The sequence below is a fragment of the Streptomyces sp. NRRL WC-3549 genome (assembly GCF_000721935.1).
Classification (GTDB): Bacteria; Actinomycetota; Actinomycetes; order Streptomycetales; family Streptomycetaceae; genus Streptomyces.
This window is the reverse complement of record NZ_KL585387.1, coordinates 186,142-207,271: the sequence shown is the minus strand read 5'-3', so window position 1 is coordinate 207,271 and position 21,130 is coordinate 186,142. Positions and strand designations below refer to the sequence as shown.

The following is a 21,130-nucleotide window of genomic DNA, read 5'->3' as shown; positions in this document are numbered from 1 at the left end:
GCCGGTCACCGACGAGCCGGTGCCCGCGCTGCTGGAGTACCTGCCCTACCGGCTCAGCGACTGGACGGCTCCCCGCGACTGGCAGCGCCACCCCTGGTACGCGGGCCACGGCTACGCCTCCGTACGCGTCGACGTGCGCGGCCACGGCAACAGCGAGGGGATGCCGGGCGACGAGTACGACGCGACGGAGCTCGCCGACGGCGTGGCCGTCGTGGAGTGGCTCGCCCGGCAGGAGTGGTGCTCGGGGAAGGTCGGCATGTTCGGCATCTCCTGGGGCGGCTTCAACTCCCTCCAGATCGCGGCGCTCGCCCCCGAACCGCTGAAGGCGATCGTCACGGTCTGCTCGGCCGACGACCGCTACGACAACGACGTCCACTACATGGGCGGCTCCCTCCTCGGCGTCGACATGCACGCCTGGGCGGCCACCATGCTGGCCTTCGTCTGCCGCCCGCCGGACCCGGCGGACGTCGGCGACGACTGGCGGCAGATGTGGCTGGAACGGCTGGAGGCCGTCGACCCGTTCATCCACACCTGGCTGGCGCACCAGACCCGCGACGCCTACTGGAAGCACGGCAGCGTCTGCGAGGACTACGGCGCGATCAAGGCGAAGGTCCTGGCGGTCGGCGGCTGGCACGACCCGTACCGGGACACCGTCCTGCGCCTCGTGGAGCACCTGGAGCCGGGGCAGGTACGCGGGCTGATCGGCCCCTGGTCGCACCAGTACCCGGACCGGGGGCTGCCGCCGGGGCCCGCGATCGGCTTCCTCCAGGAGACGCTGCGCTGGTGGGACCAGCATCTGAAGGACAAGGACACCGGGGTGATGAACGAGCCCCTGCTGCGGTCCTGGATCAGCGGCTCGCACCGGCCGGCCACGGCCTACCCGACGCTGCCGGGCCGCTGGGTCGGTGACGCCTCCTGGCCCTCGGAGCACGTGACCCCGGTGGCTTACGCGCTGACGGGCGGCGCGCAGATCGTCCGGTCGCCGCAGCAGACCGGGCTGGACGCCGGCCGGTTCTTCCCGTTCGGCAACGACGCGGACCTGCCGCCGGACCAGCGCGACGAGGACGCCAAGTCGGTGTGCTTCGAGTTCCCCGTCGAGGACGGCCCGGTCGAGATCCTGGGCCGGCCCCGGGTGCGGCTGCGCCTGCGGATGGACGTGCCGCGCGGCCAGGTCATCGCCCGGCTCTGCGACGTCGCCCCGGACGGGGCCTCCACGCTGGTGACCCGGGGCGCCCTCAACCTGGCGGCCCGGCACGGACGCGACCGCACGGAGGACTGGCCCGTCGGAGAGACCGAGGACGTGACGTTCGAGCTGAACGGCATCGGACACACGTTCCCGCGCGGCCACCGCATCCGGATCGCCGTCTCCTCCTCGTACTGGCCGTGGATCTGGCCGCAGGCCGGCTCGGAGGGCTTCACCCTGGAGGCCGACGGCAGCGGCATCGAGCTCCCGGTACGCCGGTACACCGAGGACCCGGGGATCACCTTCGGCGAGCCCGAGCAGTCGGAGCCGCTGGGCGTCGTGTACCCGGCCACCCTCGACGAGCAGCGCCCGGAGCGGCTGGTGGTCCGGGACGTGGCCAAGGGCGAGTGGCGCCTGGAGGTGGACCCGCGCTACGGCGGCACCCGGGTCTACCCGGACGGCCTGGAGTTCACCGAGGACGCCGTGGAGACGTACACGATCCAGGAGGACGACCCGCTGTCCGCCCGGGCGCGCTCCGACTGGACGATCCGGCTGCACCGCCCGGAGATGGCCTGGGACGTGCGGGTCGAAACGCGTTCGGAGACCTCGGCGGACGCACACGACTTCATCACGTCCAACGAGGTCGTGTGCCGGGACGGTGGCGAGGTCGTCTTCCACCGGACCTGGGAGAAGAGGATCCCGAGGACGGCCGGCTGAACCAGGTTATCGGGTAACTTTCCGGGCATTACGCGTCGTTGGGGCGGTGCCGCCGGGTGGTGGTGCCCACGTAACGTGTCCCTCAAGCGACCTGGAAAGCGAGGCAGCAACAGATGCCCGAGCAGAGCAGCCCGCTCGATCTGGCCGAGGGCGATCCCTTCGGTCCGCACAACCTCCCGTACGGCGTGTTCTCCACCCCCGGGCACCCGGCGGACCGCAGGGTCGGCGTCCGCATCGGCGGCCATGTGCTGGACGCCGGCGCCGCCGCGCACGCGCTCGGTTCGCCCTACGCCCAACTGCTGGCGCAGCCGAGCCTGATGCCGCTGCTGGCGGCCGGGCGCACCGCCTGGCGTGACGTCCGGCGCGCACTGACCGCCTGGGTGTCCGTGCCCGCGCACCGCGCGGACATCGAGCCGCTGCTGTACCCGGTCGAGTCGGTGACGCTGCACCTGCCGTACGAGGTCGCCGACTACGTCGACTTCTACGCCAGCGAGCACCACGCCACCAACGTCGGCAGGATCTTCCGCCCGGACGGCGACGCGCTCACCCCCAACTGGAAGCACCTGCCGATCGGTTACCACGGCCGGGCGGGCACCGTCGTGGTCTCCGGCACCGATGTGGTGCGCCCCTCGGGACAGCGCAAGGCGCCCACGGACCCGGCGCCCGTCTTCGGGCCGTCGGTGAAGCTGGACATCGAGGCGGAGGTCGGCTTCGTCGTCGGCGTCCCGTCCGCGCAGGGCGCCCCGGTCGCGCTCGGCGACTTCCGGGAGCACGTCTTCGGGCTCAGCCTGCTCAACGACTGGTCGGCCCGGGACATCCAGGCGTGGGAGTACGTGCCGCTGGGTCCGTTCCTCGGCAAGTCCTTCGCCACCTCCGTGTCGGCGTGGGTGACCCCGCTGGAGGCCCTGGACGCCGCCCGCACCGCGCCGCCGGCCCGGGACTTCCCGCTGCTGCCGTACCTGGAGGACGCGGACGAGGAGGAACCGGGCGGCTTCGACATCCGGATCTCGGTCGCGGTCAACGGGCAGACGGTCGCCGAGCCGCCGTTCGCCTCCATGTACTGGACGGCGGCCCAGCAGCTGGCTCAGATGACGGTGAACGGCGCCTCGCTGCGCACCGGCGACCTGTACGGCTCCGGCACGGTCAGCGGTGCGGAGCCGGGGCAGCGCGGGTCGCTGCTGGAGCTCACCTGGAACGGCCGCGATCCGCTGGAGCTGCCCGGCGGCAGGCGGACGTTCCTGGAGGACGGCGACACGGTCACGCTGACCGCCTGGGCGCCGGGGCCGCACGGGACGCGGGTGGGGCTGGGCGAGGTGACCGGGCGGATCGTGGCGGCGGGGTGACCCGTCGGGGTGCCCCGGCGGTACGCGGCCCTTCTCGTCGTGTACCGCCGGGGCACCGGTCAACGACGCGTGACTCGTGCACACGTGCGGGTGGGCCTGATCCGGTTCTCGGCGGATACGCTGGACCGACCCGCAAGACTCCTTCTTATGGGAGCACTGATGAGCGTCGAACCCGAGGCACCCGAGCCGCGGTGGGCGGTTCCGCCCGTGGGCGGCTGGACCGCCGATGACCTGGACACACTCCCGAATCTGCCTCCGCACACGGAGCTGATCGACGGGAGTCTCGTCTTCATGAGTCCGCAGACACTGTTCCATTCACGGGCGGTCGACTTCTTCACCTGGCAGTTGCAGTCGCTGGCGCCGCCCGAGCTGGAGGTCGTCCGCGAGTTCACCATCGACATCGACTTCCAGAACCGGCCCGAACCTGATGTCGTCGTCGTGCGCGCGGACGCGGTCGAGAGTCTGCGGCAGACGCGGTTCCCCGCCGAGAGCGTGCTGCTGGCCATCGAGGTGGTGTCCGACGAGTCCGTCACCCGTGACCGGGAGACGAAGCCCGTGAAGTACGCGCGGGCGCGGATCCCGCACTACTGGCGGGTGGAGAACGTGGACGGCCGGGCGGTCGTCTATGTCTTCGAACTGGAGCCCGCCACCGGGGCCTACACCTCCACCGGGATCTTCCACGACCGGATGAAGGTCTCCACCCCCTTCACCGTCGACCTCGACCTGACCGCGATCGTCTCCCGCCGCCGGGCGCCCGCCCCGGAGCATCCGGCGTAAGGGCCGTCGCGGGTCAGTCGAACTCCGGCGGCTCCTCGTCCCAGCCGAGGTGCCGGTCCGGCTCGGCCGCCGCCCGTGCGGGGGCGGCCGGCTCCGCCGGTGCCGGTGCCTGCGGTGCCGGTGCCTGCTGCGGGACCGCGGCCGGGACGGCCGCGGGGGCCGGCTCCGGGGCGTCCAGCCCGGACAGCACCTCCAGGACCCCCTCGCCGTACGTCGCGAGCTTCTTCTCCCCCAGGCCGCTGACGCCGCCCAGCTCCGCCAGGGACCCGGGCCGCAGGGCCGCGATCTCGCGCAGCGTCGCGTCATGGAAGATCACGTACGCCGGGAGGCCCAACTCCTTCGCCTGGGCCCCGCGCCAGGCGCGCAGCGCCTCGAAGACCGGGACCGCCTCGGCCGGGAGGTCGACGGGCGCCTGCTTCCCCTTGCGCTCGCCGCGGGTGGACGTCTTGGCCGTCGGCCTCTTCGGTTCCTTGCGGAGCAGGACCTCGCGCTCCCGGCCGAGCACCGATCCGCTCTCCTCGGTCAGCACCAGCGTGCCGTACTCCCCCTCGACCGCGAGCAGCCCCTGCGCCAGCAGCTGGCGCACCACGCCCCGCCACTCCGCCTCGGCCAGCTCCTCGCCGATGCCGAAGACGGAGAGCTGGTCGTGGTCGAACTGGATGACCTTCGCGGTCTTGCGGCCCAGCAGGATGTCGATGATCTGGCCGGCCCCGAACTTCTGGTTCCGCTCCCGCTTCAGCCGGACGACGGTGGACAGCAGCTTCTGCGCGACCACCGTGCCGTCCCAGGTCTCCGGCGGGGTGAGGCAGGTGTCGCAGTTCCCGCAGGACTCCTCGGAGGGCTCCTGGCCGAAATAGGTCAGAAGCTGGGCCCGGCGGCACTGCACGGTCTCGCAGAGCGCCAGCATCGAGTCGAGGTGCGCGGACGCCCGGCGCCGGAACGCCTCGTCGCCCTCCCCGCCCTGGATCAGCTTGCGCTGCTGGACGACGTCCTGGAGGCCGTACGCCATCCAGGCCGTGGAGGGCGCCCCGTCGCGGCCCGCGCGGCCGGTCTCCTGGTAGTACCCCTCGACGGACTTGGGGAGGTCGAGGTGGGCGACGAAGCGGACGTCGGGCTTGTCGATGCCCATGCCGAAGGCGATCGTCGCGACGACGACCAGGCCCTCCTCCCGCAGGAAGCGGGACTGGTGGGCGGCGCGCGTCCCGGCGTCCAGGCCCGCGTGGTACGGCACGGCCTCGATGCCGTTGCGGCAGAGGTACTCGGCGGTCTTCTCCGTGGCGTTGCGCGAGAGGCAGTAGACGATGCCCGCGTCCCCCGGGTGCTCCTCCTGGAGGAAGGTGAGCAGCTGCTTCTTGGGGTCGGACTTGCCCACGACGCGGTACTGGATGTTGGGGCGGTCGAAGCTGGCCACGAAGTGCTTCGCCTCGGGCATACCGAGGCGCTGGGTGATCTCCCGGTGCGTGGCGCCGGTCGCCGTGGCCGTCAGGGCGATGCGCGGGACGTCGGGCCAGCGCTCCCCCAGCACCGACAGGGCCAGGTAGTCGGGGCGGAAGTCGTGGCCCCACTGGGCGACGCAGTGCGCCTCGTCGATCGCGAACACGGAGATCTCACCGCGGGCGAGCAGTGCGAGGGTGGAGTCCAGGCGCAGCCGCTCGGGGGCCAGGTACAGCAGGTCCAGCTCACCGGCCAGGAACTGGGCCTCCATCGAGCGGCGCTCGTCGAAGTCCTGGGTGGAGTTCATGAAACCGGCGCGGACGCCGAGCGCCCGCAGCGCGTCCACCTGGTCCTGCATGAGGGCGATCAGCGGGGAGATCACGATGCCGGTGCCGGGCCTGACCAGGGCGGGGATCTGGTAGCAGAGGGACTTGCCGCCGCCGGTGGGCATGAGGACGACCGCGTCACCCCCGGCGACCACATGGTCGATCACCGCGCCCTGTTCGCCGCGGAACGCCTCGTACCCGAACACCCGGTGCAGCGTCTGCCGCGCAGCGCTCTCGGTCGTCACACTCATGGTCGCGCCCGTCCGTCCGTCTTCACCCGTCCACAGCAACCATAGGCGCCGCCTACGACAACGCCGGACGGGCTTGACTTCCGTCAGGCCCGTCCGGCGTCGCGGCGTGTCCTCGCCGTTACCGCACGAACACGCCGGCCTGGCTCGCCAGGTCCAGGAAGTACTGCGGGGCGAGGCCCAGCACCAGGGTGACGGCGACCCCCACCGCGATGGTGGTCATCGTCAGCGGGGACGGGACGGCGACCGTGGGGCCGTCCGCCTTCGGCTCGCTGAAGAACATCAGCACGATGACGCGGAGGTAGAAGAACGCGGCGATGGCCGACGAGATCACACCGACCACGACCAGTCCGGACGCGCCGCCGTCCGCCGCCGCCTTGAAGACGGCGAACTTGCCGGAGAAGCCGGAGGTCAGCGGGATACCGGCGAAGGACAGCAGGAAGACCGCGAAGACCGCCGCGGTCAGCGGAGAGCGGCGGCCGAGACCGGCCCACTTCGACAGGTGTGTCGCCTCTCCGCCCGCGTCGCGCACCAGGGTGACGACGGCGAAGGCGCCGACGGTCACGAAGGAGTACACGCCCAGGTAGAAGAGGACCGAGGAGATGCCCTCCGGGCTGGCCGCGATGACACCGGCGAGGATGAAGCCGGCGTGCGCGATCGAGGAGTAGGCGAGCAGCCGCTTGACGTCGGTCTGGGTGATCGCGACGACCGCGCCGCCCACCATCGTGAGGATGGCCACGCCCCACATGACCGGGCGCAGGTCCCAGGTGAGACCCGGCAGCACCACGTACAGCAGGCGCAGCAGCGCGCCGAACGCGGCGACCTTGGTGGCCGCGGCCATGAAGCCGGTGACCGGGGTGGGCGCCCCCTGGTAGACGTCCGGGGTCCACATGTGGAACGGCACGGCGCCGACCTTGAAGAGCAGGCCCATGAGGATCAGCGCCCCGCCGATGAGCAGCAGCGCGTCGTTGCCCATGGTGTCGGCGAGCGCCGGGTCGATCTCCTGGACCCCGGCGTCGACCACGTGGGCGATGCCCGCATAGGAGACGGTGCCCGCGTAACCGTAGAGCAGGGCGATGCCGAAGAGCAGGAAAGCCGAGGAGAAGGAGCCGAGCAGGAAGTACTTCACCGCGGACTCCTGCGACATCAGCCGCTTGCGGCGGGCGACGGCGCACAGGAGGTAGAGCGGGAGGGAGAAGACCTCCAGGGCCACGAAGAGGGTCAGCAGGTCGTTGGCGGCCGGGAAGACCAGCATGCCCGCCACCGAGAACAGGACGAGCGGGAAGACCTCGGTGGTGGTGAACCCGGCCCTGACCGCGGCCTTCTCGCTGTCGCTCCCGGGGACCGAACCGGCCTGGGCCGCGAAGGAGTCGACCCGGTTGCCCCCGGCGGCCGGGTCCAGGCGCCGCTCGGCGAAGGTGAAGACGGACACCATCGAGACGAGCAGGATCGTGCCCTGGAGGAACAGGGCCGGGCCGTCGACGGCGATGGCCCCCATGGCGGCGATGTGCGCGCTCTTGGTGGCGTATCCGTCGGCGGCGAGCCCGATGACCGCGGCGAACGACGCCGCCAGGGCGACGACCGTCAGGGACACCTGGGTGGTGTACCGGTGGCGGCGGGGCACGAAGGCCTCGACGAGGACACCCAGGACGGCGACGCCGACCACGATCAGGACGGGCGCCAGTTGGGCGTATTCGATGGTCGGCGCGGTGAAGCGGTCGCCCGGCGCCGCCGACGTCACCTCGCCCGCCGTCGTCCACAGGCTGTGGACAGCTGTTGCGCTCACTTGGCGGCCTCCACCTCGGGCTGGGGGTCCTTCTTCTGTACGTCCTGCATGGTGTGCTGCACCGCCGGGTTGACCACGTCGGCGACCGGCTTCGGGAAGACGCCCAGGAAGATCAGCAGGGCGATCAGCGGAAGGGCCACCGCCAGCTCACGGACCCTGAGGTCGGGCATGGCCCGGACGCTCTCCCGGACCGGGCCCGTCATCGTCCGCTGGTAGAGGACGAGGACGTAGAGCGCGGCGAGCACGATGCCCACGGTGGCCACGACGCCGACCGCCGGGTACGCGCTGAACGCGCCGACCAGGACCAGGAACTCACTCACGAAGGGCGCGAGTCCGGGGAGCGAGAGCGTGGCGAGTCCCCCGATCAGGAAGGTCCCGGCCAGCACCGGCGCGACCTTCTGCACCCCGCCGTAGTCGGCGATCAGGCGCGATCCCCGCCGGGTGATCAGGAAGCCGGCAACGAGCATCAGCGCGGCGGTCGAGATCCCGTGGTTGACCATGTAGAGCGTGGCGCCCGACTGGCCCTGGCTGGTCATCGCGAAGATGCCCAGCACGATGAAGCCGAAGTGCGAGATCGACGCGTAGGCGATCAGCCGCTTGATGTCGCGCTGGCCGACGGCGAGCAGCGCCCCGTAGATGATCGACACCAGGGCGAGCACCAGGATCACCGGCGTGGCCCACTTGCTGGCGTCCGGGAAGAGCCCGAGGCAGTAGCGGAGCATCGCGAAGGTGCCGACCTTGTCGACGATCGCGGTGATCAGGACGGCGACCGGGGCGGTCGACTCCCCCATGGCGTTGGGCAGCCAGGTGTGCAGCGGCCACAGCGGGGCCTTCACCGCGAAGGCGAAGAAGAAGCCGAGGAACAGCCACTTCTCGGTGCTGCCGGCCATCCCCAGTGAGCCGTTGGCCCGCGCCTCGGCGATCTCGGGGAGCGAGAAGCTGCCGGCGACGACGTAGAGGCCGATGACGGCGGCCAGCATGATGAGCCCGCCGGCCAGGTTGTAGAGGAGGAACTTGACGGCCGCGTAGCTGCGCTGGGCCGCCGCGTTCTCGTCGCTGCCCGCGTGCGCCCGGTCCCCGAAGCCGCCGATGAGGAAGTACATCGGGATGAGCATGGCTTCGAAGAGGATGTAGAAGAGGAAGACGTCGGTGGCCTCGAAGGAGAGGATCACCATCGCCTCCACCATGAGGATCAGGGCGAAGAAGCCCTGGGTGGGGCGCCAGCGGTTGGTGCGGCCCGCGGCGGAGTCGCTGTCGGACGCGGCCAGGGGGTCGGCGTCGTGCCAGCCGGCCAGCATGACGAAGGGGATCAGCAGCGCGGTGAGCCCGAGGAGCGCCACCCCGATGCCGTCGACCCCCAGGTCGTACCGGACGCCGAAGTCCTTGATCCAGGAGTGCGATTCGGTGAGCTGGTAGCGGTCGCCGCCGGGTTCGAAGCGGGCGAAGACCAGGCCGGCCAGGACGAGGGTGCCCAGTGAGAAGAGCAGCGCCGTCCACTTGGCGGCCGTGCGGCGCCCGGCCGGTACGGCGGCGGTGACGATGGCTCCGATCGCCGGCAGGGCCGCCGTCGCTGTCAGGAGGGGAAAGGACATGGGATCAGACCGCCCTCATCAGCAGGGTCGCGGCGATGAGTACCGCCGTACCGCCGAACATCGAGACCGCGTAGGAGCGGGCGTAGCCGTTCTGCAGCTTGCGCAGCCGGCCGGAGAGCCCGCCCGTCGAGGCGGCCGTGCCGTTGACGACGCCGTCGACCAGGGTGTGGTCGACGTAGACCAGGGACCGGGTGAGGTGCTCGCCGCCGCGGACCAGGACCACGTGGTTGAAGTCGTCCTGGAGCAGGTCGCGGCGGGCCGCCCGGGTGAGCAGCGAGCCGCGCGGGGCGACGGCCGGGACCGGCTTGCGCCCGTACATGGCCCAGGCGACGGCGACCCCGATGACGAGGACCACCATGGTGGCCGCCGTGACCGTGGTGGCGCTGACCGGGGAGTCGCCGTGGTCGTGTCCGGTGACGGGCTCCAGCCAGTGCAGGAACCGGTCGCCCACGGAGAAGAGCCCTCCGGCGAAGACCGACCCGAAGGCCAGCACGATCATCGGGATCGTCATCGACTTCGGCGACTCGTGCGGGTGCGGCTCGGTGTGGGCGCCCCGCGTCTCGGCGGCGGGCTCCACGTCGGGCTCGGCCGGTGACGGGGTGGCCGCGTGGCGCCAGCGCTCCTCGCCGAAGAACGTCATCAGCATCACGCGCGTCATGTAGAACGCGGTGATCGCGGCGCCCAGCAGGGCCACCGAACCGAGGATCCAGCCCTCGGCGCCGCCCTTGGCGAACGCGGCCTCGATGATCTTGTCCTTGGAGAAGAAGCCGGACAGGCCGGGGAAGCCGATGATCGCCAGGTAGCCGAGGCCGAAGGTGACGAAGGTGACCGGCATGTACTTCCGCAGACCGCCGTACCTGCGCATGTCCACCTCGTCGTTCATGCCGTGCATGACCGAGCCGGCGCCCAGGAAGAGGCCCGCCTTGAAGAAGCCGTGCGTCACCAGGTGCATGATCGCGAAGACGTATCCGACGGGGCCGAGGCCCGCGGCGAGGATCATGTAGCCGATCTGCGACATCGTCGACCCGGCCAGGGCCTTCTTGATGTCGTCCTTCGCGCAACCGACGATCGCACCGAAGAGCAGGGTGACCGCGCCCACGATCGTGACGACCAGCTGGGCGTCCGGGGCGGCGTTGAAGATCGCGCCGGAGCGGACGATCAGGTAGACGCCCGCGGTGACCATCGTGGCGGCGTGGATGAGGGCCGAGACCGGGGTCGGGCCCTCCATCGCGTCACCCAGCCAGGACTGCAGGGGGACCTGGGCGGACTTGCCGCAGGCCGCCAGGAGCAGCATCAGGCCGATCGCGGTGAGCTTGCCCTCGCCCGTGTCCCCGGCCGCCGCCAGCACCGGCCCGAAGGCGAAGGTGCCGAAGGTGGTGAACATCAGCATGATCGCGATGGACAGCCCGATGTCGCCGACCCGGTTGACCAGGAAGGCCTTCTTCGCGGCGGTGGCCGCGCTGGGCTTGTGCTGCCAGAAGCCGATGAGCAGGTACGACGCGAGGCCGACGCCCTCCCATCCGACGTACAGCAGGAGGTAGTTGTCGGCGATGACCAGGACGAGCATCGCCGCGAGGAACAGGTTCAGGTAGCCGAAGAAGCGGCGGCGGCGTTCGTCGTGCTCCATGTAGCCGATGGAGTAGATGTGGATCAGCGTGCCCACACCCGTGATCAGCAGGACGAACGTCATCGACAGCTGGTCGAGCTGGAAGGCCACGTCGGCCTGGAACCCCTCGACGGGGATCCAGCTGAACAGCTTCTGGTGCAGGGCGCGGTCGTCCGCGCCCCTGCCCAGCATGTCGGTGAAGAGCACCGCCCCCACGACGAAGGACGCGGCGGCGAGCACCGTACCGATCCAGTGGCCGGACCGGTCGAGCCGGCGGCCGCCGCAGAGCAGGACCGCCGCTCCGAGCAAGGGCGCCGCGACCAGCAGCGCGATCAGGTTTTCCACGACTGCGACCCCTTACAGCTTCATCAGGCTGGCGTCGTCGACCGAGGCCGAGTGGCGGGAGCGGAACAGCGACACGATGATCGCGAGCCCGACCACGACCTCCGCGGCGGCGACGACCATCGTGAAGAAGGCGAGGATCTGGCCGTCGAGGTTGCCGTGCATCCGGGAGAACGAGACGAGCGTGAGATTGCAGGCGTTCAGCATCAGCTCGATGCACATGAACACCACGATCGCGTTCCGCCTGATCAGCACCCCGGATGCACCGATCGTGAACAAAAGGGCCGCGAGGTAGAGGTAGTTGACCGGATTCACTTGGCGACCTCCTCCCCTTCTTCTGCGTGGGCCTCGGGTGCGTGGCCCCGGGACACCTCGGCGCGGTCGGCCGGGCCGCGGCCCAGCCGCTCGCCGGAGCGCTGTTCCAGTGCCTTGAGGTCGGCGAGCGCCTCGCCGGACACGTCACGGATCTGCCCGCGGCGGCGCAGCGTCTGCATGACGGTGAGCTCGGACGGGGTGCCGTCCGGGAGCAGACCGGCGATGTCCACGGCGTTGTGCCGGGCGTAGACGCCGGGGGCCGGAAGCGGCGGGAGGTGGCTGCTGCGCACCCGCTCCTTCGACAGCTCCCGCTGGGTCTTGGCGCGTTCGGTGCGCTCGCGGTGGGTGAGCAGCATCGCGCCGACGGTCGCCGTGATCAGCAGGGCGCCGGTGATCTCGAACGCGAAGACGTACTTGGTGAAGATGAGGTTGGCCAGGCCCTCGACGTTCCCGCCGTGCAGGGCGTTGGCGGCGCCGAGGCCGTTGTAGCTGCGCAGCGACGCCTGGCCGATCCCGGCGATCAGCAGGACGCCGAAGCCGAGCCCGCAGCCGGCGGCCAGCCAGCGCTGGCCCTTGATGGTCTCCTTCAGGGAGTCGGCGGCCGTGACACCGACGAGCATGACGACGAAGAGGAACAGCATCATGATCGCGCCGGTGTAGACGACGATCTGGACGATGCCCAGGAAGTAGGCGCCGTTGGCGAGGTAGAAGACCGCCAGCACGATCATGGTGGCGGCGAGCGACAGCGCGCTGTGCACCGCCTTCTTCATCAGGACGGTGGAGAGCGCCCCGATGACGGCGACGGTGCCGAGCAGCCAGAACTGGACGGCCTCGCCCGTCGACGTGGCGGAGGCGGCTGCGGCCAGGGAGGCACTCACGCGTCCACCTCCTTCTCGGACTCGCCCTTGGAGACGGCGGTCTGACGCTCCGTGCCCGGTGCCGCCTCGGTCACCAGGCCCCGGTAGTAGTCCTGTTCGTCCGTGCCGGGGAAGATGGCGTGGGGGCTGTCGACCATGCCCTCCTCCAGCCCGGCGAGGAGCTCGTCCTTGGTGTAGATGAGGCTCGCGCGGGTGGTGTTGGCCAGCTCGAAGTCGTTGGTCATGGTCAGCGCCCGGGTGGGGCACGCCTCGATGCACAGCCCGCAGAGGATGCAGCGCGCGTAGTTGATCTGGTAGACGCGGCCGTAGCGCTCGCCCGGGGAGTACCGCTCCTCGTCGGTGTTGTCCGCGCCCTCCACGTAGATCGCGTCGGCGGGACAGGCCCAGGCGCACAGCTCGCAGCCGATGCACTTCTCCAGGCCGTCGGGGTGGCGGTTGAGCTGGTGCCGGCCGTGGAAGCGCGGCGCCGTCACCTTCGGCGTCTCCGGGTACTGCTCGGTCAGCCGCTTCTTGAACATGGCCTTGAAGGTCACGCCGAAGCCGGCGACCGGATTCATGAACGTGTCCCCTGAGGGCTCCGATGGCTCAGACACCGTCGGCCTCCTTTCCGTTACCCGCGAGATCGTCACTCTGAGTATCAGGCCCGCCACTGACAACGAGCTCCCGCTCCCGACGCGGCCTGCGGCGCGGCACCGGCGGCAGGGTCTGGCCGGGCAGCGGCGGCACCGGGAACCCGCCCGCCATCGGGTCGAACGCCGGCTCGGGTCCGGCCGCCTCCTCGGCGGCCTTGGCCTTGCGGTCGCGGAAGACGTCGGCGACGAAGGAGATCAGCAGGATCGCGATCACGGCCCCGACGACGTACAGCACGATCCGGGAGAAGTCGTACCCCTCGTTGCTCAGGGCCCGGACGGTGGCGACCATCATCAGCCAGACCACGGCGACCGGGATGAGGACCTTCCAGCCGAGCTTCATCAGCTGGTCGTAGCGGACCCGGGGCAGGGTGCCGCGCAGCCAGATGAAGAAGAAGAGCAGCAGCTGGACCTTGACGACGAACCAGAGCATCGGCCACCAGCCGTGGTTCGCGCCCTCCCAGAAGGTGCTGATCGGGTACGGGGCACGCCAGCCGCCCAGGAACAGGGTCGCGGAGACCGCCGAGACGGTGACCATGTTGACGTACTCGGCGAGCATGAACATCGCGAACTTGATCGACGAGTACTCGGTGTTGAACCCGCCGACCAGGTCGCCCTCGGACTCGGGCATGTCGAACGGGGCGCGGTTGGTCTCGCCGACCATCGTGACGACGTAGATGATGAAGGAGACCGGCAGCAGGATGACGAACCAGCGGTCCTGCTGCGCCTCGACGATCTGCGAGGTCGACATCGACCCGGAGTAGAGGAACACCGAGGCGAACGCGGCGCCCATCGCGATCTCGTAGCTGATCATCTGGGCGCACGAGCGCAGGCCGCCGAGCAGCGGGTACGTCGATCCCGACGACCAGCCGGCCAGCACGATGCCGTAGATGCCGATGGAGGCGACCGCGAGGATGTACAGCATCGCGATCGGCAGGTCGGTGAGCTGCATCGTCGTACGGTGGCCGAAGATCGAGACCTCGTTGCCGGACGGCCCGAACGGGATCACGGCGATCGCCATGAACGCCGGTACGGCGGCGACGATCGGGGCCAGGACGTAGACGACCTTGTCGGCCCGCTTGACGACGACGTCTTCCTTCAGCATCAGCTTCACGCCGTCGGCGAGCGACTGGAGCAGGCCCCAGGGGCCGTGCCGGTTCGGGCCGACGCGCAGCTGCATCCAGGCGACGACCTTGCGCTCCCACACGATGGCGAAGAGCACCGTCACCATCAGGAACGCGAAGCAGAACACCGCCTTGACGACGACGAGCCACCACGGGTCCGTGCCGAACATCGAGAGATCCTCGGCGGCCAGTACGGCACCCCCGGGCGCCGCGGCGAGTTGGGCGAGGCCGGTCACTCTCCTACCTCCGATGTCACGACTGCGTCCTCCGGCACGGCGTGGGAGCCGGGCCTGGCCGGGTGGATACGGACCAGCCCGCCCGGCCGCGCCCCGGTGTCGGCGGGTACGCCCCGGCCGACCGAGTCGAGCGGCACCCAGACCACCCGGTCCGGCATCGCGGTGACGGCCAGCGGGAGTTCGGTGCTGCCGGCGGGGCCGCTGACGGCGGGCAGGTCGCCGTCCGCCACCCCGGCCTCGGCCGCGGTGGCGGCGGAGAGCCGGGCGACGGCCGCGTGCCGGGTACCGGCCAGCGCCTCGTCGCCCTCCTGGAGCCGGCCCCGGTCGAGCAGCAGCCGGTGGCCCGCCAGGACCGCCTCGCCGTCACCGGGCCGGGGCAGCGGCCGGGAGGACTCCCGGGGGTCCTGAGCGCGCGAGCCCTGCCATCCGGCGAACCGGTCGAGCTCCCGGCGGGCCGCCCTCAGGTCGGGCAGCCCCAGGTGCACGTCGAGGGCGTCGGCCAGCATGTGCAGCACCCGGCCGTCGGTCGGGCAGAGCGTCCGCGGCAGCTGCTCGGGCTTGAGCGCGGCCTCGAACATCCGGGCCCGCCCTTCCCAGTTGAGGAAGGTGCCGGGCTTCTCCGCGACGGCGGCGACGGGCAGCACCACGTCGGCGCGCTCGGTGACCGCGCCCGGCCGCAGCTCCAGCGAGACCAGGAACCCGACCTCGTCCAGGGCCGTCAGCGCCCGCCCCGGGTCGGGCAGGTCCTCCGGGTCGACGCCCGCGACCAGCAGCGCGGCCAGCTCGCCGGTGGCGGCGGCCTCCACGATCTGGCCGGTGTCGCGGCCGGGGCGGGCGGGGAGTTCGGCCACGCCCCAGACGGACGCCACCTCCGCGCGGGCCCGCGGGTCGGTCGCCGGACGGCCGCCGGGCAGCAGCGAGGCGATCGCGCCGGTCTCCAGCGCTCCGCGTTCGCCTGCCCGGCGCGGGATCCACACCGGCGTGGCGCCGGTGGCCGCGGCGGTGCGCAGTACCGCGGTCAGCGCCCCGGGTACCCCGGCGAGCCGCTCGCCGACGACGATCACGGCGCCCTCACCGCGCAGCGCCTCGGTCTGTCTCTTATACACATCTAAGAGACAGGGGGAGCAGGGTGCCGCCCGCCTTGACCAGGCCCCGGGTGGCGTAGGGGGCGAGCGCGAAGGTCCGCTGTCCGCGCTTGCGGTGCGCCTTGCGGAGCCGCAGGAAGACGCCGGGCGCCTCCTCCTCGGCCTCGAAGCCCACCAGCAGGACGGCCGGTGCCTTCTCCAGCGAGGTGTGGGTGACCCCGGTGCCGTCCAGATCGCGTCCGCGCCCGGCCACCCGCGCGGCGAGGAAGTCGGCCTCCTCGGCGCTGTGGGTCCGGGCCCGGAAGTCGATGTCGTTGGTGCCGAGGGCGACGCGTGCGAACTTGCTGTACGCGTAGGCGTCCTCGACGGTCAGCCGGCCGCCGGTGAGGACACCGGTCCGGCCGCGCGCGGCCGCCAGGCCGTCCGCCGCCGCCCTGAGCGCCTCGGGCCAGCTCGCCGTCTCCAGCACGCCGTCCGCGTTGCGCACCAGCGGGGTGGTGAGCCGGTCGCGCTGCTGGGCGTAGCGGAAGCCGAAGCGGCCCTTGTCGCAGATCCACTCCTCGTTGACCTCGGGGTCGTCGGAGGCGAGCCGTCGCATGACCTTGCCGCGCCGGTGGTCGGTCCTGGTCGCGCAGCCGCCGGCGCAGTGCTCGCACACCGACGGCGACGACACCAGGTCGAAGGGCCGGGAGCGGAACCGGTACGCCGACGAGGTGAGCGCCCCGACCGGGCAGATCTGGATGGTGTTGCCGGAGAAGTACGACTCGAACGGGTCGCCCTCGCCCGTACCGACCTGCTGGAGCGCCCCGCGTTCGATCAGCTCGATCATCGGGTCGCCGGCGACCTGGTTGGAGAACCGGGTGCAGCGTGCGCAGAGCACGCACCGCTCGCGGTCCAGCAGCACCTGGGTGGAGATCGGGACCGGCTTCTCGAAGGTGCGCTTCAGGCCGTCGAAGCGGGAGTCGGTGCCGCCGTGCGACATCGCCTGGTTCTGCAGGGGGCACTCGCCGCCCTTGTCGCAGACCGGGCAGTCCAGCGGGTGGTTGATGAGCAGGAGCTCCATCACCCCCTTCTGGGCCTTCTCGGCGACCGGCGAGGTGATCTGCGACTTGACGACCATGCCGTCGGTGCAGGTGATGGTGCAGGAGGCCATCGGCTTGCGCTGGCCCTCCACCTCCACGATGCACTGCCGGCAGGCACCGGCCGGGTCGAGCAGCGGATGGTCGCAGAAGCGCGGGATCTCGATGCCGAGGAGCTCGGCGGCCCGGATGACCAGCGTCCCCTTGGGGACGCTGATCTCGATGCCGTCGATGGTCAGCGTGACGAGGTCCTCGGGCGGGACGGCCGCCTCGCCGCCCCCGGAGGGCGCACTCGTGGTGACTGTCATGCGTTCACCCCCCGGTGAGCGTTCGTGTCGTCTGTGTCGTCGGCCCAGAGGGTCGACCTGGCCGGATCGAAGGGGCAGCCCTTGCCGGTGATGTGCTGCTCGTACTCCTCGCGGAAGTACTTCAGCGAGGAGAAGATCGGCGAGGCGGCGCCGTCGCCGAGGGCGCAGAACGACTTGCCGTTGATGTTGTCGGCGATGTCGTTCAGCTTGTCGAGGTCGGCCATCTCTCCCTTGCCGGCCTCGATGTCGCGGAGCAGCTGGACGAGCCAGTACGTCCCCTCACGGCAGGGTGTGCACTTGCCGCAGGACTCGTGGGCGTAGAACTCGGTCCACCGGGTGACGGCGCGGACCACGCAGGTGGTCTCGTCGAAGCACTGGAGGGCCTTGGTGCCGAGCATGGAGCCGGCGGCGCCGACTCCCTCGTAGTCCAGCGGGACGTCGAGGTGTTCCTCGGTGAACATCGGGGTGGAGGAGCCGCCCGGGGTCCAGAACTTCAGCCGGTGCCCGGCCCGCATCCCGCCGCTCATGTCGAGCAGCTGACGCAGGGTGATGCCGAGCGGGGCCTCGTACTGGCCGGGGCTGGTGACGTGGCCGCTGAGCGAGTACAGCGTGAAGCCCGGGGACTTCTCGCTGCCCATCGTCCTGAACCAGTCCTTGCCCTTGTTCAGGATCGCGGGAACCGAGGCGATGGACTCGACGTTGTTCACCACGGTGGGACAGGCGTACAGACCGGCGACCGCGGGGAAGGGGGGACGCAGCCGGGGCTGGCCGCGCCGTCCTTCGAGGGAGTCGAGCAACGCCGTCTCCTCACCGCAGATGTAGGCGCCGGCGCCCGCGTGCACGGTGAGTTCGACGTCGAGCCCGGAGCCCAGGACGTCCTTGCCGAGGTAGCCGGCCTCGTAGGCCTCCCGGACCGCCTCGTGCAGCCGGCGCAGCACGGGGACGACCTCGCCCCGCAGATAGACGAAGGCGTGCGAGGAGCGGATCGCGTAACAGGCGATCACGATGCCCTCGATGAGGCTGTGCGGGTTGGCGAAGAGGAGCGGCATGTCCTTGCAGGTGCCGGGTTCCGACTCGTCGGCGTTGACCACCAGGTAGTGCGGCTTGCCGTCGCCCTGCGGGATGAACTGCCACTTCATGCCGGTGGGGAAGCCGGCGCCGCCGCGTCCGCGCAGTCCGGAGTCCTTGACGTACGCGATGAGGTCGTCCGGAGTCATGGCCAGCGCCTTGCGCAGCCCCTCGTAGCCCTCGTGACGGCGGTAGGTGTCCAGGGTCCAGGGCTCCGCCTCGTCCCAGAAGGCCGACAGGACGGGGGACAGGAGCTTCTCCGGGCTGGTTCCGTTCTTGTCGATCTCGGCGGCCAACGTCATCACTCCCCCTCCTCGGCTGCGGGTCCGGCCGGGTTCGCCGGGTCGGAGGCCGATGTCTGCTGCGGTGCGTCGTGCGAGCTGAGGTGCTCGGTGGGCGACGGGTCGTGCGGCGGGGCGTCCCGGGGGGCTTCGCCCCGGGGGCCGACCACCCGTGCCTGCCCCACGTCCTCGCCCTTGGCGAGCTTCAGCCCGACCAGCGAGGCGGCGCCCGCCCCGCCGGTGGCCTCGACGGCTCCGGGGCGGGTGTCGGGGAAGCCGGCCAGGATGCGGGCCGTCTCCTTGTACGTGCACAGGGGTGCGCCGCGGGTGGGTTCGACCGTCCGGCCGGCGATCAGGTCGTCGACGAGCCGGGTGGCGCTCTCGGGCGTCTGGTTGTCGAAGAACTCCCAGTTGACCATCACGACGGGCGCGAAGTCGCAGGCCGCGTTGCACTCGATGTGTTCGAGCGTGACCTTGCCGTCCTCGGTGGTCTCGTCGTTGCCGACGCCCAGGTGCTCCTTGAGCCGGTCGAAGATGGCGTCACCGCCCATGACCGCGCACAGGGTGTTGGTGCAGACGCCCACCTGGTAGTCACCGCTCGGCCTGCGCCGGTACATCGTGTAGAAGGTGGCCACGGCGGTGACCTCGGCGGTGGTGAGGCCGAGCTGTTCGGCGCAGAACGCCATGCCCGTACGGGAGACGAACCCCTCCTCGGACTGCACCAGGTGCAGCAGCGGGAGCAGGGCCGAACGGCTGCCGGGGTAGCGGGCGATCACCTCCTTCGCGTCCGCTTCGAGCCGGGCCCGTACGTCGTCCGGGTAGGCGGGGGCGGGGAGCTGCGGCATCCCCAGGCTGACTTGGTCGGACGCGGTCACCGGTCGACGCCTCCCATCACGGGGTCGATGGACGCGACGGCGACGATGACGTCGGCGACCTGGCCGCCCTCGCACATCGCCGCCATGGCCTGCAGGTTGGTGAAGGACGGGTCGCGGAAGTGGACCCGGAAGGGGCGGGTGCCGCCGTCGGAGACAACGTGCACGCCGAGTTCGCCCTTGGGGGACTCCAGGGCGGTGTACGTCTGTCCGGGCGGGACCCGGAAGCCCTCGGTCACCAGCTTGAAGTGGTGGATCAGGGCCTCCATGGAGGTGCCCATGATCTTCTTGATGTGGTCGAGGGAGTTGCCGAGGCCGTCGGGGCCGAGCGCGAGCTGCGCGGGCCAGGCGATCTTCTTGTCGGCGACCATGACCGGCCCCGGCTCCAGCCGGTCCAGGCACTGTTCGACGATCCTCAGCGACTGCCGCATCTCCTCCAGGCGGATGAGGAAGCGGCCGTAGGCGTCGCAGGTGTCCGCGGTCGGCACCTCGAAGTCGTAGGTCTCGTAGCCGCAGTACGGATCGGTCCGGCGCAGGTCGTGCGGAAGGCCGGCGGACCTGAGGACCGGGCCGGTGGCGCCGAGCGCCATGCAGCCGGCGAGGTCGAGGTAGCCGACGTCCTGCATGCGGGCCTTGAAGATGGGGTTGCCGGTGGCGAGCTTGTCGTACTCCGGCAGGTTCTTCTTCAGGGTCGCGACGGTCTCGCGGATCCGGTCGACCGCGCCGGGCGGCAGGTCCTGGGCGAGTCCGCCGGGCCGGATGAAGGCGTGGTTCATCCGCAGGCCGGTGATCAGCTCGAAGAGGTCGAGGACGAGTTCACGGTCCCGGAAGCCGTAGATCATGATCGTGGTGGCGCCGAGCTCCATGCCGCCGGTGGCGACGCACACCAGGTGGGAGGAGATCCGGTTGAGCTCCATCAGCAGCACGCGCAGGATCGTGGCCCGGTCGGGGACCTGGTCCTCGATGCCGAGCAGCTTCTCGACCCCGAGGCAGTACGCCGTCTCGTTGAAGAACGGGGTCAGGTAGTCCATACGGGTGACGAAGGTGGTGCCCTGGGTCCAGCTGCGGAACTCCAGGTTCTTCTCGATGCCGGTGTGGAGGTAGCCGATACCGCAGCGGGCCTCCTGGACGGTCTCGCCGTCGATCTCCAGGATCAGCCGCAGCACGCCGTGCGTGGAGGGGTGCTGGGGGCCCATGTTGACGATGATGCGTTCGTCGTCGGCCTTGGCGGCGGACTCGACGACCTCGTCCCAGTCGCCGCCGGTGACCGTGTACACGGTCCCCTCGGTCGTGGTGCGTGAGGATGCTTGGGAAGTGGTCATCAGCTGTACGACCTCCGCTGGTCCGGAGCCGGGATCTGGGCGCCCTTGTACTCGACGGCGATGCCGCCGAGCGGGTAGTCCTTGCGCTGCGGGAAGCCCTGCCAGTCGTCCGGCATCATGATCCGGGTGAGGGCGGGGTGCCCGTCGAAGACCAGCCCGAAGAAGTCGTAGGTCTCACGCTCGTGCCAGTCGTTGGTCGGGTAGACCTCGACGAGGGACGGGATGTGCGGGTCGCTGTCCGGGGTGGACACCTCCAGGCGGATCAGCCGCCCGTGGGTCAGCGACCGCAGGTGGTAGACCGCGTGCAGCTCGCGGCCCTTGTCCCCCAGGTAGTGGACCCCGCTCACCCCGGTGCAGAGCTCGAAGCGCAGGGCGGGGTCGTCGCGCAGGGTGCGGGCGACCCGGGGCAGGTGCTCGCGGGCGATGTGGAAGGTGAGTTCGCCCCGGTCGACGACCGTCTTCTCGATGGCCTCCGAGGGGAGCAGGTCCTGTTCCTCCAGGGCCCCCTCCAACTCGTCGGCCACCTCGTCGAACCAGCCGCCGTACGGCCGGGAGGCGGCGCCCGGCAGGGTCACGGAG

Annotated in this window: 15 protein-coding genes and 2 pseudogenes; 3 read left to right on the top strand and 14 right to left on the bottom strand. The window is 70.8% G+C overall.

Annotated elements, in window-relative coordinates:
- The 3 genes from IH13_RS36855 to IH13_RS0106315 form a co-directional block, all read left to right on the top strand.
- Positions 1 to 1,900: CocE/NonD family hydrolase (locus IH13_RS36855; RefSeq protein ID WP_031081758.1), on the top strand; the 1,900-nt coding region annotated here is incomplete at its 5' end.
- A gap of 113 nt (positions 1,901 to 2,013) precedes the next feature.
- Positions 2,014 to 3,243, top strand: a complete 1,230-nt coding sequence (fahA, locus tag IH13_RS0106320; RefSeq protein WP_031081757.1) for a fumarylacetoacetase — start codon at positions 2,014 to 2,016, stop codon at positions 3,241 to 3,243.
- Between the two features lie 159 nt (positions 3,244 to 3,402).
- The gene (locus IH13_RS0106315; RefSeq protein WP_031081756.1) at positions 3,403 to 4,020 is read left to right on the top strand and encodes a Uma2 family endonuclease; all 618 of its coding nucleotides are present in this window, start codon (positions 3,403 to 3,405) and stop codon (positions 4,018 to 4,020) included.
- Between the two features lie 13 nt (positions 4,021 to 4,033).
- Here the strand turns inward: IH13_RS0106315 and recQ are convergent, their stop codons facing one another.
- The 14 genes and pseudogenes from recQ to IH13_RS0106250 form a co-directional block, all read right to left on the bottom strand.
- On the bottom strand, positions 4,034 to 6,031 hold the full coding sequence (gene recQ, locus IH13_RS0106310) for a DNA helicase RecQ (RefSeq protein ID WP_031081755.1): 1,998 nt from the start codon (positions 6,029 to 6,031) through the stop codon (positions 4,034 to 4,036).
- Between the two features lie 118 nt (positions 6,032 to 6,149).
- Positions 6,150 to 7,814, bottom strand: coding sequence for an NADH-quinone oxidoreductase subunit NuoN (gene nuoN / locus IH13_RS0106305; RefSeq protein WP_199814609.1), 1,665 nt, complete (start codon positions 7,812 to 7,814; stop codon positions 6,150 to 6,152).
- Positions 7,811 to 9,406 carry an NADH-quinone oxidoreductase subunit M gene (locus tag IH13_RS0106300; RefSeq protein ID WP_031081752.1) on the bottom strand — a complete coding sequence of 532 codons (1,596 nt, stop codon included), beginning with the start codon at positions 9,404 to 9,406 and terminating at the stop codon, positions 7,811 to 7,813. The genes nuoN and IH13_RS0106300 overlap by 4 nt, the downstream gene beginning before the upstream one ends.
- 4 nt (positions 9,407 to 9,410) lie before the next feature.
- The gene (nuoL, locus tag IH13_RS0106295) at positions 9,411 to 11,357 is read right to left on the bottom strand and encodes an NADH-quinone oxidoreductase subunit L (protein ID WP_031081749.1); all 1,947 of its coding nucleotides are present in this window, start codon (positions 11,355 to 11,357) and stop codon (positions 9,411 to 9,413) included.
- 12 nt (positions 11,358 to 11,369) lie between these two features.
- A complete protein-coding gene (gene nuoK, locus IH13_RS0106290; RefSeq protein ID WP_031081747.1) occupies positions 11,370 to 11,669 on the bottom strand; it encodes an NADH-quinone oxidoreductase subunit NuoK in 300 nt (99 codons plus the stop codon).
- Positions 11,666 to 12,547, bottom strand: a complete 882-nt coding sequence (locus tag IH13_RS0106285; protein ID WP_031081745.1) for an NADH-quinone oxidoreductase subunit J — start codon at positions 12,545 to 12,547, stop codon at positions 11,666 to 11,668. Before IH13_RS0106285 ends, nuoK begins: the two co-directional genes overlap by 4 nt.
- A complete protein-coding gene (gene nuoI / locus IH13_RS0106280; RefSeq protein ID WP_037840827.1) occupies positions 12,544 to 13,140 on the bottom strand; it encodes an NADH-quinone oxidoreductase subunit NuoI in 597 nt (198 codons plus the stop codon). The genes IH13_RS0106285 and nuoI overlap by 4 nt, the downstream gene beginning before the upstream one ends.
- The gene (gene nuoH, locus IH13_RS0106275; protein WP_031081742.1) at positions 13,133 to 14,536 is read right to left on the bottom strand and encodes an NADH-quinone oxidoreductase subunit NuoH; all 1,404 of its coding nucleotides are present in this window, start codon (positions 14,534 to 14,536) and stop codon (positions 13,133 to 13,135) included. Before nuoH ends, nuoI begins: the two co-directional genes overlap by 8 nt.
- Positions 14,533 to 15,627, bottom strand: a pseudogene (locus tag IH13_RS46015) (molybdopterin-dependent oxidoreductase); the annotation flags it as partial. The gene nuoH and the pseudogene IH13_RS46015, both read right to left, overlap by 4 nt.
- Before the next feature lie 31 nt (positions 15,628 to 15,658).
- A pseudogene (locus tag IH13_RS46010) lies at positions 15,659 to 17,008 on the bottom strand (NADH-quinone oxidoreductase subunit G); the annotation flags it as partial.
- A complete protein-coding gene (nuoF, locus tag IH13_RS0106265; RefSeq protein WP_031081740.1) occupies positions 17,005 to 18,378 on the bottom strand; it encodes an NADH-quinone oxidoreductase subunit NuoF in 1,374 nt (457 codons plus the stop codon). The pseudogene IH13_RS46010 and the gene nuoF, both read right to left, overlap by 4 nt.
- On the bottom strand, positions 18,378 to 19,202 hold the full coding sequence (gene nuoE, locus IH13_RS0106260; protein ID WP_031081738.1) for an NADH-quinone oxidoreductase subunit NuoE: 825 nt from the start codon (positions 19,200 to 19,202) through the stop codon (positions 18,378 to 18,380). The genes nuoF and nuoE overlap by 1 nt, the downstream gene beginning before the upstream one ends.
- 26 nt (positions 19,203 to 19,228) lie before the next feature.
- On the bottom strand, positions 19,229 to 20,551 hold the full coding sequence (locus IH13_RS0106255) for an NADH-quinone oxidoreductase subunit D (RefSeq protein WP_031081736.1): 1,323 nt from the start codon (positions 20,549 to 20,551) through the stop codon (positions 19,229 to 19,231).
- Positions 20,551 to 21,130: NADH-quinone oxidoreductase subunit C (locus tag IH13_RS0106250; RefSeq protein ID WP_031081734.1), on the bottom strand; the 580-nt coding region annotated here is incomplete at its 5' end. The genes IH13_RS0106250 and IH13_RS0106255, both read right to left, overlap by 1 nt.

Excerpts from the sequence above, each read along its gene's own strand:
- fahA (WP_031081757.1), top strand. The coding sequence starts at position 2,014 with ATGCCCGAGCAGAGCAGCCCGCTCGATCTGGCCGAGGGCGATCCCTTC.
- IH13_RS0106315 (WP_031081756.1), top strand. The coding sequence starts at position 3,403 with ATGAGCGTCGAACCCGAGGCACCCGAGCCGCGGTGGGCGGTTCCGCCC.
- recQ (WP_031081755.1), bottom strand. The coding sequence starts at position 6,031 with ATGAGTGTGACGACCGAGAGCGCTGCGCGGCAGACGCTGCACCGGGTG.
- IH13_RS0106300 (WP_031081752.1), bottom strand. The coding sequence starts at position 9,406 with ATGTCCTTTCCCCTCCTGACAGCGACGGCGGCCCTGCCGGCGATCGGA.
- nuoF (WP_031081740.1), bottom strand. The coding sequence starts at position 18,378 with ATGACGTTGGCCGCCGAGATCGACAAGAACGGAACCAGCCCGGAGAAG.
- nuoE (WP_031081738.1), bottom strand. The coding sequence starts at position 19,202 with ATGCCGCAGCTCCCCGCCCCCGCCTACCCGGACGACGTACGGGCCCGG.
- IH13_RS0106255 (WP_031081736.1), bottom strand. The coding sequence starts at position 20,551 with ATGACCACTTCCCAAGCATCCTCACGCACCACGACCGAGGGGACCGTG.